We start from the raw sequence: 16,109 nt of genomic DNA on the forward strand, positions 1-16,109 counted from the left end.
GCCAGAACTCAGGCCTTGGTCATTCTTGCCCGCAAGCTTTGCCGAGTGGCATTCGCCCTCATGAAAAACCAGAGCGAATACCAGCCGAATTTGAAGTTGCAGGGTTCCCCTGCAACATAGAATCTCCCACAGGTTTTGAGTGTTAACTGATCAGTATCAGATGAATTGCCTTTATTCAGGGCGCCTGAACCGGCTGATGCAACCTGCCCGGATGGCGTCGCATAACAAAAAACAGGACACCCGATGACGACAAGAAACAGTTGCCTGGCGCTTGATGCCCAGGACGCGCTGGCGCCCCTGCGCCAGCAATTTGCGCTCCCCGAAGGGATTATCTATCTCGATGGCAATTCCCTGGGTGCGCGGCCGGTCGCTGCATTGGCTCGTGCGCAAGCGGTGGTTGCCGAGGAATGGGGCAATGGCTTGATCCGCAGCTGGAACAGCGCAGGCTGGCGCGAGCTGTCCGAGCGATTGGGCAATCGCCTGGCCGGTTTGATCGGCGCGGGGGAGGGTGAAGTCGTGGTGACCGATACCACCTCGATCAACCTGTTCAAGGTGCTGAGCGCTGCCTTGCGCGTACAGGCTACAAGGTCGCCGCAGCGGCGAGTGATCGTCAGCGAATCGAGCAACTTCCCCACCGACCTGTACATCGCCGAAGGCCTGGCGCAGATGCTGCAACAGGGTTACACCCTGCGTCTGGTCGACAGTCCGCAAGCGTTGCCGCAAGCCATTGACCAGGACACGGCAGTGGTCATGCTCACCCACGTCAACTACAAGAGCGGCTACATGCACGACATGCAGGCCCTGACCGCGCTGACCCACGAATGTGGCGCGCTGGCCATCTGGGACCTGGCCCATTCCGCTGGCGCGGTGCCGGTCGACCTGCACCAGGCGGGTGCCGATTACGCCATCGGCTGCACCTACAAATACCTCAATGGCGGGCCGGGCTCCCAGGCCTTTGTCTGGGTTTCGCCGCAGTTGTGCGATCTGGTGCCACAACCCTTGTCCGGTTGGTTCGGCCATTCGCGGCAGTTCGCCATGGAGTCGCATTACGAACCGAGCAGCGGCATCGCGCGTTACCTGTGCGGCACCCAACCGATTACCTCATTGGCGATGGTCGAGTGTGGCCTGGATGTGTTCGCCCAGACCGACATGGCCAGCTTGCGCCGCAAATCCCTGGCCCTGACGGACTTGTTCATCGAATTGGTCGAGCAGCGTTGCGCGGCGCACGAGCTGAAGTTGATCACGCCCCGTGAGCACGCCAAACGTGGCAGCCACGTCAGCTTCGAACACCCCGAAGGTTATGCGGTAATCCAGGCCCTGATCGAGCGGGGCGTGATAGGTGACTACCGCGAGCCGCGCATCATGCGTTTCGGTTTCACCCCGCTGTACACGACCTTCACCGAAGTCTGGGATGCGGTACAGATCCTCGGCGAGATCCTCGACCGGAACACCTGGTCGCAAGCGCAATTCCAGGTTCGCCACAGCGTGACCTGAACCCCCGATGTCCGTGTCCTGCTGCGGGATTTTCCACGCGGCAGGGTTTCGGTCGTCCAATAACCAGTTCTGCAATCACAATAATAAGGAGCACGCAGAATGAAACTGTCCCTCTGGCCTGCCTTGCCGCTCGCCATCTCCAGTTGCCTTGGCCAAATGGCCTGTGCTGCCTCTGACAACGGATTTGTCGAAGACAGTAACCTGACCCTGACCAACCGTAACTTCTATTTTTACCGCAATAACCTCAACAACCCGGGCGGGCAGAACTATCGGGACGAGTGGGCCCACGGGATCATGCTCGATTACCGCTCCGGCTACACCCAGGGAACGGTGGGGTTCGGCGTCGATGCCTATGCGCAGTTGGGCCTCAAGCTCGACAGTGGCAAGGGACGCACGGGCACGGGTTTGTTGCCGGTCGACTCCGATGGTCGTCCCGAGGATGAGTACTCCGAAGCGGGCGGTGCGGTGAAGGCGCGGATTTCGCAGACCGAGCTCAAGTACGGCAACCTGACACCGCTCAACCCGGTGTTCGGCACCGGCAATGCGCGATTGTTTACCAGTGTTGCCACCGGCTTTCAGCTGACCAGCAATGAACTCAAGGCGTTGCAACTGGACATCGGTCACTTCACAGCCGGTAACGACAGCAATTCGACCAATGCCGATGGCGCGCTCAAAGCGCTGTACGCCGGCGTGGAAACCCGCAGCGTCGATTATCTGGGCGGCAGTTACGCCCTGAGCGATCAACTGAGTGTCAGCCTCTACGGCTCGCAGTTCACCGACATCTGGCGCCAGTACTACGGCAACGCCAACTACACCTATGCCTTTGGTGAAGGCCAGTCGCTGAACCTGGATTTCAATCTCTATCGCACCAACGACAGCGGCCAGAGCCTGGCCGGCAAGATCGACAACACCACCTGGTCGCTGTCCACCGCGTACAGGTTCGGCGCCCATCGAGTGACCCTGGCGTACCAGCGGGTCGATGGCGATGAGCCGTTCGATTACCTGGGGTTCGATCGGCAACCGGGCACCTCGATTATCCTCGCCAACTCGATTCAGGTCCTCGACTTCAACGCCCCCAACGAACGGTCCTGGCAACTGCGTTACGACCTGGACATGGCACCTTTCGGCGTGCCGGGCCTGAGCTTCATGTCGCGTTACGTCAGTGGCGACCACATCGATGACAGCCAATACGACGGCGGCCCCAATGGCGCCTACGGACGTTACGGCGATGACGGCAAGCGCTGGGAGCGCGACATCGAGGCGCGCTACGTCGTGCAGTCGGGCAAGGCCCGAGATCTTTCAATCCGCGTGCGTCAGGCCAGTGTGCGTTCCACCGCGCAGGTCGCCCGCGCCGACACCACGGACAACAACGAAGTCCGGGTGATCATCGAGTATCCACTGAGTATTTTCTGATCCGTGTCCTGCTGTGTGTGGCTGATCCCCACCGTTAAACCCACGACGTGCTCTTCAAGAAAGACAAAATCCAGAGGACATAAAAATGACCGATAACTCCGGTTTCGAAACGATATCCAACCGTGAACACGGCCTGCGGCGTCAGCTGACGTCGGGGCAGATGAGCATGATCGCCATTGGCGGTGCAATCGGCACCGGGCTGTTCATGGGCAGCGCCTATGCCATCGGTTATGCCGGGCCGAGCGTATTGCTCAGCTATGCCATTGGCGCAATCATCACGTTGCTGCTGATGGGCTGCCTGGCGGAAATGACCGTGGCCCATTCGACCTCGGGTTCGTTCGGCGCCTACGCCGAATTTTATGTCAGCCCGCTGGCCGGGTTCCTGGTGCGTTATGCCTACTGGGCGGCGATTGTGCTCGCGGTGGGCACGGAAGTGACGGCGGTGGCGATGTACATGAAGTACTGGTTTGCCAACGTGCCGGAGTGGATATGGATCGTCTCGTTCTCCAGCGTGCTGATCGTGCTCAATGCCATCAGCGTGAAGACTTTCGGCACCTTCGAGTACTGGTTCTCGACCATCAAGATCGGCGCGATTGTCGGCTTCATCATCCTGGCGGTGTACGTGGTGTTCGGTTCCGGCAATCCGGAATACGGCGTGCACAATTACACCGCTCACGGCGGCTTCTTTCCCAATGGTCTGCAAGGGATGTGGATAGCGGTGATCGTGTCGATCTTCAGCTACCTGAGCGTGGAGATGATCGCGGTGGCTGCCGGTGAGGCAAAAGACCCGGAGCAAGCGGTGAAGAAAGCCTTTCGCGGGACTATCGTGCGCCTGGTGGTGTTCTACCTGCTGACCCTGGCGTTGATGCTGGCGATCGTGCCTTGGGTCCAGGCTGGCCATGCCCAGAGTCCGTTCGTCACGGTGATGCAAGCCATCGGCATTCCCGGCGCCACTGGCGTGATGAATTTCGTGATCCTGATTGCGGCGTTGTCAGCCATGAACAGCCAGTTGTACATCACCACGCGCATGATGTTCAGCCTGTCCCGTGCCGGCTACGCGCCAAAATCCATGGGGGTGTTGAGCAAGACCGGGATCCCGCTGAACGCGCTGTTGCTCTCCAGTTCAGGAATCGCCCTGGCGACCTTGCTCAACATCCTGTACCCGGAAAGTTCGTTCACCCTGATGATGGCGATCTCGATGTTCGGCGCGATCTTTACCTGGTTCATGATCTTCCTGACGCACTTCTGTTTCCGTCGTTTTCACGAACGCAATGGCAACCGCAAACTGTCGTTCCGCATGCGCCTGTTTCCCTACAGCACATTGCTGGGGCTGGTACTGATGGGGGCCGTGATGATCACGACGTACTTCACTGAAGCCTTCAAGATGACCCTGGTATTCGGTGTGCCGTTCCTGCTGGTGCTGTCGATTGTCTACGGTGTTTTCTTCAGGAAAACCAGGGCCGTTGCGGTGCTGAGTGCGCAGCCCAAGCCATAGCCTGAAGGGCGTGCCGGGGCGGCAATCAGCAAGAAGCGGGCGCTGGATTTCCATCGCTCACTTTTTCGCTGGTTTACCGCTGGCAGGGATGTGCAGGTACGACATCACGCTTTCAGTCAGTTCGGTTGCCAGTTTGACCGCTTCTTTATTGCGTGCCATCACGCCGGCGACCAAGCCTTCGATCAAGGCCAGTACGGCGATGTTGGAACTGGTCAGCACCGGGTGATCGCAAGGCGCAAACAGCGTGTGCTCGGCAATGCCGGTGAGCGGCGAGGCGGGTGAGTCGGTAATTGCCAGCACTGATGCGCCACGTTCATTGGCGAAGCGTGCCAGTTGCAGGGTGTCGAGGGAGTAGCGTGGCAGGGAGATCGCCAGCAGCACGTCCTGGTCGGTGATGGCGGCCAGACGGTAAGCGGCGTTTTCGTTACCGCCCTCCATGCTGATGGCAGTGGCGTCCGCGCAAAAGGGCATCAGGGTCGAGGCGGCGAGACCGGCGAAGTAGACACTGTTGCCAAAGCCCAGGATGTAGATTTTGCGCGCTTTGGTCAGGCGAGTGACGAAGGCTTCAAAGGTGTCGGCGTGGTTGTTGCTCGCCGCGGTGGCCAGGTTGCTGCTGGCGCTCTGGAGTTGCTCATGCAGACCAAACGCGCCGCCCGGGCGATGGGCAAGTTCGTTGCGCAGTTTGTCGACCGGCGACACCATCTGCTGCAACGTTGCGACCAGTTCGGCCTTCATGCCGCTGTAGCCACCGAGGTCCAGTGCTTTGGCCAGGCGGTTGACGGCGGCGGGTGAGGTCAATGTTTCGTGAGCCATCTCCTCGATGGTCAGCGTCGCGGCTTTGAGCGGGTGACGCAGGATAAAGTCCGCGACCTTGCGCAATGACGGCGGCAGTTCGGAAACGATTTCCGTCAGTTTGCGCATGACCGGCGCGGCATAGACTGTGGTGTCTTTCGATGGGGTGGGCATATCCGGCTCAACATTTCCTGAAGGTGAGAGAAGGGCTGTGCCTGATGCCCTGACAAGGTTGGCTGGAGTGTATCCGAAGCCAACCTTGTCAGGGCAGCGCCGAGCAGTCGATGGGTAGGCGGCGGTCTTACTTCAAGCTCCCGGCCAGAAACTGCCGGAGGCGTTCGGACTGCGGGTTGACCAGCACTTCGCGCGGGTCGCCGCGCTCTTCGACAACGCCCTTGTGCAGGAACACCAGTTGGTTCGAAACCTCGCGGGCAAAGCCCATTTCGTGAGTCACCACCACCATGGTGCGGCCTTCCTGCGCCAGATCCTGCATGACTTTAAGCACTTCGCCGACCAGTTCGGGGTCGAGCGCCGAAGTCGGCTCATCAAACAGCATCACTTGCGGTTCCATCGCCAGTGCGCGGGCAATGGCCACGCGCTGCTGCTCGCCACCGGACATATGCGCCGGCCAGGCGTTCATGCGGTGCGCTACACCAACTTTGTTCAGGTAGTGCTCGGCCTTTTCCCGTGCCTCTTTCTTGCCCAGGCCCAGCACATGCACCGGGGCTTCCATGACGTTTTCCAGAGCGCTCATGTGTGACCAGAGGTTGAAGTGTTGAAATACCATCGATAGCTGCGAACGCATGCGTTGCAACTGCCTGGGTTCGGCCGCCTTCAGCCCGCCAAGCTTGTTGGCCACCAGCTTGAGCGGTTCGCCATTGAGCACGATATTGCCCGCATTGGGTTGCTCCAACAGGTTGATGCAGCGCAGGAACGTACTTTTGCCAGAGCCGCTGGAGCCGATGATACTGATCACGTCACCGGCTTGTGCTTGCAGGGACACGCCGTTGAGCACCTGGTGCGCGCCGTAACTTTTATGCAGGTCCTGAACTTCAAGTTTGTACATGGTTTGAACTCTCTGGAATCAGTCGCTGAGCAAGCGACCCTGGCGAATGGGGGTAGAACCGGCAACTTTGGCCAGCCACAATCCAGGCTGGGCAAAGCGCAGCCGTTCGCGGGCATAGAGAATGCCGTCGGTGCTGGCGCTCACCACGCTATGGCGGTCGGTCAGCGGGTCGATGACCTCGAACAGCGGATCGCCGACCTTGACCTGCGCGCCCAGCGGTTGCAGAAAACTCACCACACCGGGATGGGGCGCACAGGCGTACTGCGCGCCGGCGAATGGCACGGCCTGGCAATGGCTCGGCGGTGCCGCTGGCCAGTCACCGCTGATCAGGCCTTGTTCGGCGAGATACCCGAGAATGGCTTGTGCACTGTCGACGCATTGCTCGCGTTCGGTGTCTGCCATGCCACGCAGTTCGATGGTGGTGGCCACGCACGCCAGGGGAATGCTGGCTTGGGGAAACAGCTCGGCCAGGCGTAGCCATGCAATGGCGCAGGCTTCGTCGAAGGCGCTGCCGCCCGCATCCTCGGCCAATAACGTGACCCCGGCACCGAGGCGAGCGGCCAATGACTGCAGGCGTGGCCAGTTTTGCGGCATCGCATACAACAACATGATCGATTCGAAATCGCAGTGCAGGTCCAGCACCACATCGGCGTCGCAGGCATGCTGCAGCAACAGGCGGCGCAGGCCGTCGAGTTCCGAGGTCGGTGCCGGCATGGCGGCGAGGGCATCGCCCATGGCGCGGCGGATGAGTGCGATGTTGGCGTCGGCATCGCTTCCCAATCGGCCTTCCAGCAGCGGTGCAACGGCATCGACCAACTCCGGGAAGTCGCGATTGAAGTTCTTGCCGCTGGAGAACTCGAAGCGCCCCTGATGGGTGGCCTGGAACATCTGGGCGATACCGATCGGATTGGCCATTGGCACCAACTCGATCACCCCGGTCAGGCGGCCTTGTGTTTCCAGTTCCAGAAGACGGCGCTTGAGCTCGACGGCGACGCGCATCCCTGGCAATTCGTCGGCATGCAATGACGCCTGGATGTACGCTTTGCGTGCTCCACTGCCAAAACGAAACAGTGACAGTGTTCGTTCGGTGCCCGAGGCACTCCACGGCAACAGGTATTGAATGTGCTCCATAGCAGCTCCTTAGTGCTTGCGCGGTGCCAGATACGCCAGCCAATGGCGCTCGGCCAGCTTGAACAGGCGCACCAGAATGAAGGTCAGGGCGAGGTAGAAAAGGCCGGCGGTGATAAACGCCTCGAACGGTAGATAGAACCGTGAGCTGACAGTACGCGCGGCCCCGGTGATGTCGACGAGGGTGACGATGGAGGCCAGGCTGGTGGTTTGCAGCATCATCAGCACCTCGTTGCTGTACTGCGGCAATGCCCGGCGCAAGGCCGACGGCATGAGAATGCGGCGATACAGGGTCAGGCGTGACATGCCCATGGCCCTGGCGGCTTCGATCTCGCCATGGGGGGTGGATTTCAAACTGCCGGCCAGCAGCTCTGCGCTATAGGCGCTGGTGTTGATCGCGAAGGCCAGGCAGGCGCAAAAGGTGGCGCTGGAGAGGTAAGGCCAGAGCACGCTTTGGCGCACTGCTTCGAACTGCGCCAGGCCGTAATAGATCAGGAACAATTGCACCAGCATCGGCGTGCCGCGAATCACGTAGGTATAGAGCCAGGCCGGGAAGTTGATCAGCGGTGATCGCGACACCCGCATCAACGCCAGTGGAATAGCCAATACCAAGCCCAGGGCCAGGGAAATAAGCAGGACTTTGAGGGTCAACAAGGCGCCATTGAAGTACAGCGGCAGGTTTTCCCAAATCAGGTTGTAGTCGAGAATCATGGGCGGCTCCCCTCACAATTCGGCGGCTTTGATGCCGACCGAGTAGTGTTTTTCCAGATAGCGCAGCACCAGCAATGACAGGCTGGTGAGCATCAGATACAGCGCCGCCACCGCGAGGAAAAACGTGAATGGCTCGTGTGTGGCATCCGCTGCGTTCTTGGCTTTGAACATCATGTCCTGCAAGCCGATCACCGAAATCAGCGCGGTGGATTTGGTCAGTACCAGCCAATTGTTGGTGAACCCGGGAATGGCGAAACGAATCATCTGCGGTACCAGAATTCGCCAGAACACCTGCGCACCGCCCATGCCATAGGCCACGCCGGCTTCGGCCTGACCTTTGGGGATTGCCATGAAGGCGCCGCGAAAGGTTTCCGAGAGGTAGGCGCCAAAAATGAAGCCCATGGTGCAGACGCCGGCGATAAAGGGGTTGATGTCGATGTAGCGGGTGTAACCGAGCGCCAGGGCAATGCGGTTCACCAGATCCTGGCCGCCGTAGAAGATCAGCAGGATCAGCACCAGGTCTGGAATGCCGCGAATCAGGGTGGTGTAACTTTCCCCGAGCAGGGCCAGCCATTTGAGCGGTGACAGGCGAAAGGCCGCGCCGACCAGGCCCAGGGCAATCGCCAGGGACATGGAAGTCAGGGCCAGGTTTATGGTCAGCCAGGCGCCATCGAGAATGCTCGATCCGTAGCCGTGAAGCATGATGAAGTTCCTCAAGCGAGCGCCGCGAGGCGCGCAAGACAAGCCCGAATCGGCGCCTGCAATAGGCCGGCACCGGGGCTATGGGTAAGGCTTACTCGCCGTAGATATCGAACGCGAAGTACCTGGCCATCACTTGCTGGTACTTGCCATTGGCGCGAATGGCGTCGATCGCGGCACTCAGGCGCGCAACGTTGGCACTGTCGCCTTTGCGCACGGCGATCCCGGCGCCACGGCCAAAATACTTCGGGTCGTTGATGTCCGGCCCGGTCAACGCAAAACCCTGGCCGGCCGCTGTCTTGATAAAGCTTTCGTCGGTGTTGACGATGTCGGCGAGGGTGGCGTCCAGACGACCCGAGGCAAGATCGAGAAAGGCTTCATTTTGTGAGGAGTAGCGCACCACGACGACGCCGGCTTTTTCCAGTTGCTCGGTGGCAAAACGATCGTAAGTCGAGGAGCGTTGCACGCCGACTTTCTTGCCCTTGAGGTCCACCAAAGGATCATTGATCACGTTGCCGGCCTTCATCGCGAACTTGCCCGGTGTGTGGTAGTACTTTTTGCTGAAGTCCACGGACTTCATCCGGTCTTCGGTGATTGACATCGACGACAGCACGGCATCGATCTTGCGCACTTTGAGCGACGGGATCATGCCGTCGAACTCCTGAATGACCCACTCGCACTTGACCTTCATTTCTTCGCACAAGGCGTTGCCGATGTCGTAATCGAACCCGCTGACGTTGCCCTCCGGTGTCTTGAAGGAGAAGGGTGGGTAGGCGGCTTCGATACCGATACGCAGGCTGTCTTCGTCGGCATGTGCCAGGAAGCTGAAAGCGCATAGCGCCAGAGCACCTAGAAGTTCTGTCTTGTTCATATTGTTGACTCCTTGGAAGGCATTTGGGGGAAACGGGTGCCCGCCATCCAGGTTGGCGTGGTGGATCAGTCCTGTGATCGGCGAAGCTATAAATGACACAATAAAATTCTATTTGCAAATAAACTGAAAATAAACATATCAGTTTTGATCGCGACGATGCTCCATTGGGCCCGGTAGACGTTTTTGCTCAACCCATGGGTAAGCCCTGATGCTCATTTTTTGAACTCGGGCTGAAAGCACTTATCCAAAAAAATATGGGAATGTTTCCCACGCAACGATGCCAACTGGCTTTCAGGGATCGTGCGGATACCGCAGTAGCTCGTTCATGCTGCAGATTGATGGCCGTGCCGGTTGGCCGGCTGCTCCAACGGGCGGCCGGGAACTCACTGGACATTGCGTTCGATACGGAGATGAGTACGCAACTCCATGCGGAGGTGCATCATGCTGCTCAAGAAATGTTTATTGGCTCTGGCAATCGGCGGAGTCCTGTCGGCTTCGACTGTCCTGGTGCCCGATTACATCGGTAGTTTCTCCAGCGCGTATGCCAAGGATGGCGGCAGCGGTGGAGGCGGTGGAGGTCACGGCGGTGGCGGTGGCTCCGGCGGTGGCGGTCACGGTGCCGGCGGCCATGGAGGAGAGGGTGGCGATCATGGTGCTGCAGGCCATGACGGTGACGGTCATGGAGGTCCGGGGCGCGGCGACGCTGACCATGGTGGTGTAGCCGGGAACAAAGGCCCGGGCAATGCCCATGACAACGATGCCGCCGATGCAGCCAGGGACGCAGCCAGAGCTGATGCCAATGCAGCCCGGGACACCGCCAGAGCGACTGCGGATGCCGCCCGTGATGCGGCAAAAGCCACTGCCGATGCCGCACGGGATGCCGCCAGGGCTGAAGCAGATGCCGCCCGGGATGCCGCAAGAGCGGCTGGCGTACCGCGCGCAGAAGCGGATGCAGCCAGGGACGCTGCCCGGGCCACTGCAGATGCAGCGAGGGACGCCGCCAAGGCTGAAGCAGATGCCGCCAGGGATGCTGCCCGGGCTACCGCGGATGCTGCCAGGGACGCCGCCAAAGCCGAGGCGAACGCAGCCAGAGAAGCTGCCAAAGTTGAGGCGAAAGACGCCCGAGAGGATGTGGCGGACGCCCCGGACGAACCGGATTTCGACGCGGTTGAGGTAGAGAACTAGACCTGCACGTTCGGCAATGAACACGGCAGGCATACCGTAGAAAACGTCCCGGGAGCTTGAGGGACGTATCGGCAAAGAGTCGCAAGCCCCGAAGCATCGTGGGGTTTGCGACTTGTTTCGGCTATCGAGCCAAGGCGAACATTTCTACAGTCAGATCGACCGCTGATTCACGCGCTGACTCAGTTCCTGCGCGGACTCTTTGCGTTCCGAGTAGCGGTCAACCAGATCGGGGCGATCCCGTAGCAGCAGGGTGAATTTCACCAGTTCCTCCATGACGTCCACCACCCTGTCGTACAGCGACGAGGGTTTCATGCGATTGGTGTCGTCAAACTCCAGAAAAGCCTTGGGCACGGAGGATTGATTGGGGATGGTGAACATGCGCATCCAGCGCCCCAGTACACGAAGCTGATTCACCACATTGAAGGACTGGGAACCGCCGCAGACTTGCATGACCGCGAGGGTTTTCCCTTGGGTTGGGCGAACGGCCCCCAACGCCAACGGCACCCAGTCGATTTGCGCCTTGAACACCGCAGACATGGAGCCGTGGCGCTCTGGCGAGCACCAGACCTGTCCTTCGGACCATTGCATCAGTTCGAGCAGCTCCTGGACTTTTGGGTGATCGGAGGGCGCGTCGTCCGGTAGCGGCAGGCCTGACGGGTTGAAGATCCGTGTCTCGGCGCCGAAGTGTTCGAGCAACCGGGCTGCTTCCTCGACCAGCAGGCGACTGAACGACCGCGCACGAGTCGAACCGTATAGCAACAGGATGCGCGGTTTGTGCTGGTCGTCGCGCCCACTGTCGATGGGCTGGGTCAGTGATGTGTCGAGATTGGGCAGGGGATGAGTCATGGGGGCTCCGGTCATAGCGTGCCGATGCGGTCGAGTTCCCGCTTCAGCGCATCGCGGTCGAGTTGTGCAAAAGGCAGGTCGAGGAATGCCCGGCAGCGCGTTTCGATGCGCGCCAGGGTTGAGTGGAACGCCGCCGATACCGTCGCGTCATCCCCCTTTATGTCCGATGGGTCTTCCAGGCCCCAATGAGCTTTCAACGCCGGCCCGAAGTACACGGGGCACGCCTCACCAGCGGCCTTGTCGCAGACCGTGATGACGATGTCCGGCGGGTTGGCTTCGAAAGCCTCATTGCCTTTGCTGCTCAAGCCGTCGATGGCGATGCCGGCTTCTTGCAACGTGCTCAGGCTGCGGGGCAGCACCTGTCCCTTGGGGAAGCTGCCGGCACTGATCGCCTCGAAACCTTGCGGGGCGAGATGGTTGAACATGGCTTCGGACAGGATGCTGCGACAGCTATTGGCGGTACACATAAACAGAACGCGCATGATGATTCCTCTTTGCAGTCGCACTGGGCTAAACGCTCAGGCGCAGGGCCAGGGCAGACAAGGTGATGAACAGAATCGGCAGCGTCAGGACCACGCCGACCTTGAAGTAGTAACCCCAGGTAATGCGGATGCCCTTGCGCTCCAGCACATGCAGCCAGAGCAAGGTGGCAAGACTGCCGATGGGGGTGATTTTGGGACCGAGGTCAGAACCGATGACATTGGCGTAGATCATGGCTTCTCGCACCACACCGGTGGCGTCACTGGCCTGAATCGACAGGGCACCCACCAGCACCGTGGGCATGTTGTTCATGGCCGATGACAGCAACGCCGTGAGCAGGCCAGTGCCCAGCGCGGCACCCCAGATGCCGAATTCGGCCATGTGGTTCAGCGCCATGGTCATGTAGGTGGTCAGTCCGGCGTTTTTCAGCCCGTACACCACCAGGTACATGCCCAGCGAAAAGATCACGACCTGCCAGGGCGCCTCGCGCAGCACCCGTCGCGTTGAAATCACATGCCCACGTGCAGCCACGGCGAACAGCATCGCGGCACAGACCGCTGCAATGGCACTGATGGGAATGCCCAAGGGTTCCAGTGCAAACAGCCCGATCAGCAACAGGGCCAGGACAATCCAGCCGACACGGAAGGTCAGGGGATCACGCACGGCGCGTCGCGGGTCCATCACGTCATCGAGAGAGTAGTGCCTGGGGATGTCACGCCGGAAAAACCAGTACAGCACCACGAGCGTGGTCGCCACGGCAACGAAATTGACCGGCACCATGATGGCGGCGTACTCGCTGAAGCCCAGGTCGAAGTAGTCGGCCGAAACGATGTTGACGAGGTTGGACACCACCAGGGGCAGGCTCGCCGTGTCGGCAATGAAACCGGCCGCCATGACGAACGCCAGGGTAGACGCTGGCGAAAAACGCAGTGCGAGCAGTATTGAAACAACGATGGGGGTCAGGATCAGGGCTGCACCGTCGTTGGCAAACAGCGCGGATACGCCGGCCCCCAGCAGAATCGTGAAGACGAACAGGCGCCGCCCGTCACCCTTGGCCCAGCGCGCCACATGCAATGCCGCCCACTGGAAAAACCCGGCCTCATCGAGCAGCAGACTGATGATGATGAGCGAGATGAAGGTCGCGGTGGCGTTCCAGACAATGGCCCACACCAGTGGAATATCGTCCAGCGTCACGACGCCTGCCAGCAGGGCCAGGATGGCTCCCAGGGAGGCGCTCCAACCGACGCCCAGGCCCTTGGGTTGCCAGATGACCAACACCATGGTGAGCAGGAAAATGATAAACGCAGTAAACATGCGGAGTCTCGATGAATGAAGGGTCAGCAGCAGGCGGAAGTGTTGAGCGGACGGTCGCCCATCGCGGCAAGGCGAGTGCTGTCGTCCGCAAGCCAGTCGGCGTTTGCCAGCAAGGTTGTCTCGAGAACGTCGCGAACCCACGCGGGCAGATCGGGATTGAGCCGGTAATACACCCACTGCCCCTGGCGGCGGTCGAGAAGCAGGCCGCAGCCGCGAAGCTGGGCAAGGTGGCGGGAAATTTTGGGCTGACTGTCGTCCAGGGCGCAGACCAGCTCACACACGCATAACTCGCCTTCACGAGTGATGAGCAAAGTGGCCCGGGCGCGGGTTTCGTCGGACAGACATTTGAATACGGCGGCAGGATTGAGCATTGGCGTGGCTCGATACATATGGTTATTCGAATATACGATTTTCCATATGTGTTGTGCAAGCCGCTCGGGCTTGCGAAGGGAAGGCTCGGCCCGACCAGGTTGTTCAGGTATGAGATAGACTCGAGCCCATTCGGCACAAGGCACAGGAGAGGCGGTGAATGGAATCATTTAGCGTACGCGAGCTGAAAATGACTGATGCTCAAGCGTTGCTGGCTTTCGAAATCCAGAACCGTGAATGGTTCGAATCCCATATCGATGCGCGCGCCCCTGCTTTTTACTCGTTGCAGGGTGTCGCCGATCATATCGAAAGCTATTTGTCCGATTTCGCCATCGGCGCCTGGCACCCCTTTGTCATCGAGGATTCCAGTCAGAGAATCGTCGGTCGAGCCAATCTGAAAAGCATCGACTCATCGACGGGTTCTGCCGAAGTCGGCTATCGGATCGATCAACGCGTGTGCGGGCAGGGGCTGGCAACACGGGCGCTGAGGCACCTGATCCAGGAGGCCCGGATACGCTGGGGACTTGCGCAACTGGTTGCGTATGCCTTCAGGGAGAACGCCGGCTCCAGAAAAGTCCTGGATCGGTGCGGATTCAAGCTTGAGCAACTCTCCTGCAACAACACAGGGGGCGAAGATCGATTCGTCCTGTCGATCAGATGATGCTTGCGCAACTGTCGCAGCATCATTTCACGGCGTTGTTCAGGGATCATCGGTGCGGCGATATCGGCGGCGATGTCATTTTGGCTAAACATTCGGGCTCCAAAGTGATCCTTGATTGAGCGAACACAAAAAATCCCGAAAACATTTCTGTTTCCAGGATTTTTCATTGTTTCGATGCGGTGATGCTATTTGCTCTCGATTTTCCCTTAGACACCAACTGCCAGAGGGAACAATCCCAGCAGCAGACAGGCGAGCAAGATCAGGAAGCTCAGCGCGAACGCCCATTTCATTGTGTATTTCTGGTGGTCGCTGAATTCCACACCTGCCAAGCCACAGAGCAGGTAGGTCGAGGCCACGAGAGGGCTGAGCAAGTGGACCGGTTGACCCACCAGTGAAGCCCGTCCAATTTCTGCCGCGGAGATGCCATAGGCCGCTGCAGCTTTGGCAAGCACTGGCAGCACACCATAGTAGAAGGCGTCATTGGACATGAAGAAGGTGCCCGGAATACTCGCCAACGCGGTGATTGGCGCCATGTACGGACCCCAGGTCGCCGGTAACATTGCCAGGAAGCTCGCTGACATCGCATTGACCATGCCCGTACCGGACAGAATACCTGCCAGGATGCCGGCTGCCAGGAAGATCGCGATCTGGTTCAAAGCCGTTGGAGCGTGCGCGGAAATACGACGGCGCTGATCGTTCATGTGCGGGTAGTTGATCACCAGCGCAATGGAGAACGCGACCATGAACAAAATGGACAGTGGCAGTATTTCCACCACCAGGCCGGCCATCAAGGCGATCGTCAGGCCAGCGTTCAGCCAGAACAGTTTTGGGCGACGCAGTTCGGCATTCTCGTCTGACATGGATGGCAGACCTTCGTCGTCAGCCTCATCCTCAAAGACGGTGGCGGCAGCACCCAGCGATAAGCGCAGCGTGCCCAAGCGTTGACGCTCGCGAATACCGATGAAGTAAGCCAGTGCAAGAACACCCAGGAAGCCCACCACCATAACCGGGATAAGCGGGATAAACAGCTCGGCAGTATCGACTTGCAAGGACGCTGCAGCACGTGCCAGAGGACCGCCCCACGGCAACAGATTGGTGACGCTCGCCGCAAGAATCACTACACAGGTGAGTGACAGTGGTTCGAGTCGCAGGCGCTTGAACAGAGGCAGCATCGCGGTGACGGTAATCATGTACGTTGTGGAACCGTCGCCGTCCAGCGATACCATCCCTGCCAGCAGTGTTGCAAACACGACGGCCTTCATCGGGTCGCCATTGATCAGCTTGATGAACTTACGAATGACCGGATCGAACAGACCGGTATCGAACATCACGCCAAAGTAGAGGATCGCGAACATAACCATGACCGCGGTTGGAGCTACCTTTTTCAGACCCTCGATCATCATGCCGCCCATGTCCGGGCCAAAACCCGCCAGCAGAGCGAATACGATAGGGACTATTGTCATCGCTACCAACGGTGACAACCGCTTGGTCATGATCAGTGCCATGAAGGTCACGATCATGCCGTAGCCGAGTATTGAGAGCATTTGTATCACCTTGACGTAAAGTACAATTGTTTTTATGGGAT

Annotated in this window: 16 protein-coding genes and 2 pseudogenes; 5 read left to right on the forward strand and 13 right to left on the reverse strand. The window is 59.5% G+C overall.

From position 1 onward, the window contains the following. The 4 genes and pseudogenes from KGA98_RS20825 to KGA98_RS20840 all read left to right on the forward strand — a co-directional run. A pseudogene (locus KGA98_RS20825) lies at nucleotides 1-120 on the forward strand (IS110 family transposase); the annotation flags it as partial. Nucleotides 121-243: 123 nt separating this feature from the next. Next, on the forward strand, nucleotides 244-1,494 hold the full coding sequence (gene kynU, locus KGA98_RS20830) for a kynureninase (protein WP_223503531.1): 1,251 nt from the start codon (nucleotides 244-246) through the stop codon (nucleotides 1,492-1,494). Between the two features lie 99 nt (nucleotides 1,495-1,593). Beyond that, nucleotides 1,594-2,907 carry an OprD family porin gene (locus KGA98_RS20835; protein ID WP_223503533.1) on the forward strand — a complete coding sequence of 438 codons (1,314 nt, stop codon included), beginning with the start codon at nucleotides 1,594-1,596 and terminating at the stop codon, nucleotides 2,905-2,907. 85 nt (nucleotides 2,908-2,992) lie between these two features. Further along, the gene (locus KGA98_RS20840; RefSeq protein WP_223503535.1) at nucleotides 2,993-4,402 is read left to right on the forward strand and encodes an amino acid permease; all 1,410 of its coding nucleotides are present in this window, start codon (nucleotides 2,993-2,995) and stop codon (nucleotides 4,400-4,402) included. A 57-nt stretch (nucleotides 4,403-4,459) separates the two neighbouring features. Here the strand turns inward: KGA98_RS20840 and KGA98_RS20845 are convergent, their stop codons facing one another. The 11 genes from KGA98_RS20845 to KGA98_RS20895 all read right to left on the reverse strand — a co-directional run bounded on the left by KGA98_RS20845 (nucleotide 4,460) and on the right by KGA98_RS20895 (nucleotide 13,865). Then, nucleotides 4,460-5,368, reverse strand: a complete 909-nt coding sequence (locus KGA98_RS20845) for a MurR/RpiR family transcriptional regulator (RefSeq protein ID WP_057715361.1) — start codon at nucleotides 5,366-5,368, stop codon at nucleotides 4,460-4,462. Nucleotides 5,369-5,495: 127 nt separating this feature from the next. Beyond that, nucleotides 5,496-6,260 (reverse strand): ABC transporter ATP-binding protein, encoded by a 765-nt coding sequence (locus KGA98_RS20850; RefSeq protein WP_057715360.1) that lies wholly within the window; start codon nucleotides 6,258-6,260, stop codon nucleotides 5,496-5,498. Nucleotides 6,261-6,278: 18 nt separating this feature from the next. Beyond that, nucleotides 6,279-7,391 (reverse strand): succinylglutamate desuccinylase/aspartoacylase family protein, encoded by a 1,113-nt coding sequence (locus KGA98_RS20855; protein WP_223503537.1) that lies wholly within the window; start codon nucleotides 7,389-7,391, stop codon nucleotides 6,279-6,281. A 9-nt stretch (nucleotides 7,392-7,400) separates the two neighbouring features. Further along, complete coding sequence (locus KGA98_RS20860) at nucleotides 7,401-8,099, reverse strand: ABC transporter permease (RefSeq protein ID WP_090454843.1); 699 nt, start codon at nucleotides 8,097-8,099, stop codon at nucleotides 7,401-7,403. Between the two features lie 12 nt (nucleotides 8,100-8,111). Then, entirely contained in the window at nucleotides 8,112-8,801 is a 690-nt protein-coding gene (locus KGA98_RS20865; protein WP_057715357.1) for an ABC transporter permease, read from the reverse strand. A gap of 91 nt (nucleotides 8,802-8,892) precedes the next feature. Next, entirely contained in the window at nucleotides 8,893-9,669 is a 777-nt protein-coding gene (locus KGA98_RS20870; protein ID WP_057715356.1) for an ABC transporter substrate-binding protein, read from the reverse strand. A gap of 459 nt (nucleotides 9,670-10,128) precedes the next feature. Continuing rightward, nucleotides 10,129-10,929, reverse strand: a complete 801-nt coding sequence (locus tag KGA98_RS28760) for a hypothetical protein (RefSeq protein WP_411736675.1) — start codon at nucleotides 10,927-10,929, stop codon at nucleotides 10,129-10,131. A gap of 75 nt (nucleotides 10,930-11,004) precedes the next feature. Beyond that, a complete protein-coding gene (arsH, locus tag KGA98_RS20880) occupies nucleotides 11,005-11,700 on the reverse strand; it encodes an arsenical resistance protein ArsH (protein ID WP_057715353.1) in 696 nt (231 codons plus the stop codon). Nucleotides 11,701-11,711: 11 nt separating this feature from the next. Continuing rightward, on the reverse strand, nucleotides 11,712-12,182 hold the full coding sequence (locus KGA98_RS20885; protein ID WP_090454846.1) for an arsenate reductase ArsC: 471 nt from the start codon (nucleotides 12,180-12,182) through the stop codon (nucleotides 11,712-11,714). Between the two features lie 28 nt (nucleotides 12,183-12,210). Further along, nucleotides 12,211-13,494, reverse strand: a complete 1,284-nt coding sequence (locus KGA98_RS20890; protein ID WP_218498394.1) for an arsenic transporter — start codon at nucleotides 13,492-13,494, stop codon at nucleotides 12,211-12,213. A 23-nt stretch (nucleotides 13,495-13,517) separates the two neighbouring features. Further along, nucleotides 13,518-13,865: a metalloregulator ArsR/SmtB family transcription factor gene (locus KGA98_RS20895; protein WP_090454848.1), complete on the reverse strand. Its 348-nt coding sequence runs from the start codon at nucleotides 13,863-13,865 to the stop codon at nucleotides 13,518-13,520. Nucleotides 13,866-14,023: 158 nt separating this feature from the next. Between KGA98_RS20895 and KGA98_RS20900 the strand changes: the two genes are divergently transcribed. Continuing rightward, nucleotides 14,024-14,524, forward strand: coding sequence for a GNAT family N-acetyltransferase (locus KGA98_RS20900; protein ID WP_223503541.1), 501 nt, complete (start codon nucleotides 14,024-14,026; stop codon nucleotides 14,522-14,524). Here KGA98_RS20900 and KGA98_RS20905 read toward each other — a convergent pair. Together KGA98_RS20905 and KGA98_RS20910 are read right to left on the reverse strand one after the other, a co-directional pair. Beyond that, nucleotides 14,520-14,616: pseudogene (locus KGA98_RS20905) on the reverse strand (DeoR/GlpR transcriptional regulator); the annotation flags it as partial. The gene KGA98_RS20900 and the pseudogene KGA98_RS20905 overlap by 5 nt on opposite strands. Before the next feature lie 114 nt (nucleotides 14,617-14,730). After that, complete coding sequence (locus tag KGA98_RS20910; RefSeq protein WP_150814835.1) at nucleotides 14,731-16,068, reverse strand: CitMHS family transporter; 1,338 nt, start codon at nucleotides 16,066-16,068, stop codon at nucleotides 14,731-14,733. Nucleotides 16,069-16,109 lie beyond the last annotated feature (41 nt).

The organism is Pseudomonas sp. BF-R-24 (assembly GCF_019947335.1).
GTDB lineage: Bacteria > Pseudomonadota > Gammaproteobacteria > Pseudomonadales > Pseudomonadaceae > Aquipseudomonas > Aquipseudomonas jessenii.

Bases quoted from the DNA above. Each gene is read 5' to 3' on its own strand.
- kynU (WP_223503531.1), top strand. From the start codon at position 244: ATGACGACAAGAAACAGTTGCCTGGCGCTTGATGCCCAGGACGCGCTG.
- KGA98_RS20835 (WP_223503533.1), top strand. From the start codon at position 1,594: ATGAAACTGTCCCTCTGGCCTGCCTTGCCGCTCGCCATCTCCAGTTGC.
- KGA98_RS20840 (WP_223503535.1), top strand. From the start codon at position 2,993: ATGACCGATAACTCCGGTTTCGAAACGATATCCAACCGTGAACACGGC.
- KGA98_RS20845 (WP_057715361.1), bottom strand. From the start codon at position 5,368: ATGCCCACCCCATCGAAAGACACCACAGTCTATGCCGCGCCGGTCATG.
- KGA98_RS20850 (WP_057715360.1), bottom strand. From the start codon at position 6,260: ATGTACAAACTTGAAGTTCAGGACCTGCATAAAAGTTACGGCGCGCAC.
- KGA98_RS20855 (WP_223503537.1), bottom strand. From the start codon at position 7,391: ATGGAGCACATTCAATACCTGTTGCCGTGGAGTGCCTCGGGCACCGAA.
- KGA98_RS20860 (WP_090454843.1), bottom strand. From the start codon at position 8,099: ATGATTCTCGACTACAACCTGATTTGGGAAAACCTGCCGCTGTACTTC.
- KGA98_RS20865 (WP_057715357.1), bottom strand. From the start codon at position 8,801: ATGCTTCACGGCTACGGATCGAGCATTCTCGATGGCGCCTGGCTGACC.
- KGA98_RS20870 (WP_057715356.1), bottom strand. From the start codon at position 9,669: ATGAACAAGACAGAACTTCTAGGTGCTCTGGCGCTATGCGCTTTCAGC.
- arsH (WP_057715353.1), bottom strand. From the start codon at position 11,700: ATGACTCATCCCCTGCCCAATCTCGACACATCACTGACCCAGCCCATC.
- KGA98_RS20885 (WP_090454846.1), bottom strand. From the start codon at position 12,182: ATGCGCGTTCTGTTTATGTGTACCGCCAATAGCTGTCGCAGCATCCTG.
- KGA98_RS20890 (WP_218498394.1), bottom strand. From the start codon at position 13,494: ATGTTTACTGCGTTTATCATTTTCCTGCTCACCATGGTGTTGGTCATC.
- KGA98_RS20895 (WP_090454848.1), bottom strand. From the start codon at position 13,865: ATGCTCAATCCTGCCGCCGTATTCAAATGTCTGTCCGACGAAACCCGC.
- KGA98_RS20900 (WP_223503541.1), top strand. From the start codon at position 14,024: ATGGAATCATTTAGCGTACGCGAGCTGAAAATGACTGATGCTCAAGCG.
- KGA98_RS20910 (WP_150814835.1), bottom strand. From the start codon at position 16,068: ATGCTCTCAATACTCGGCTACGGCATGATCGTGACCTTCATGGCACTG.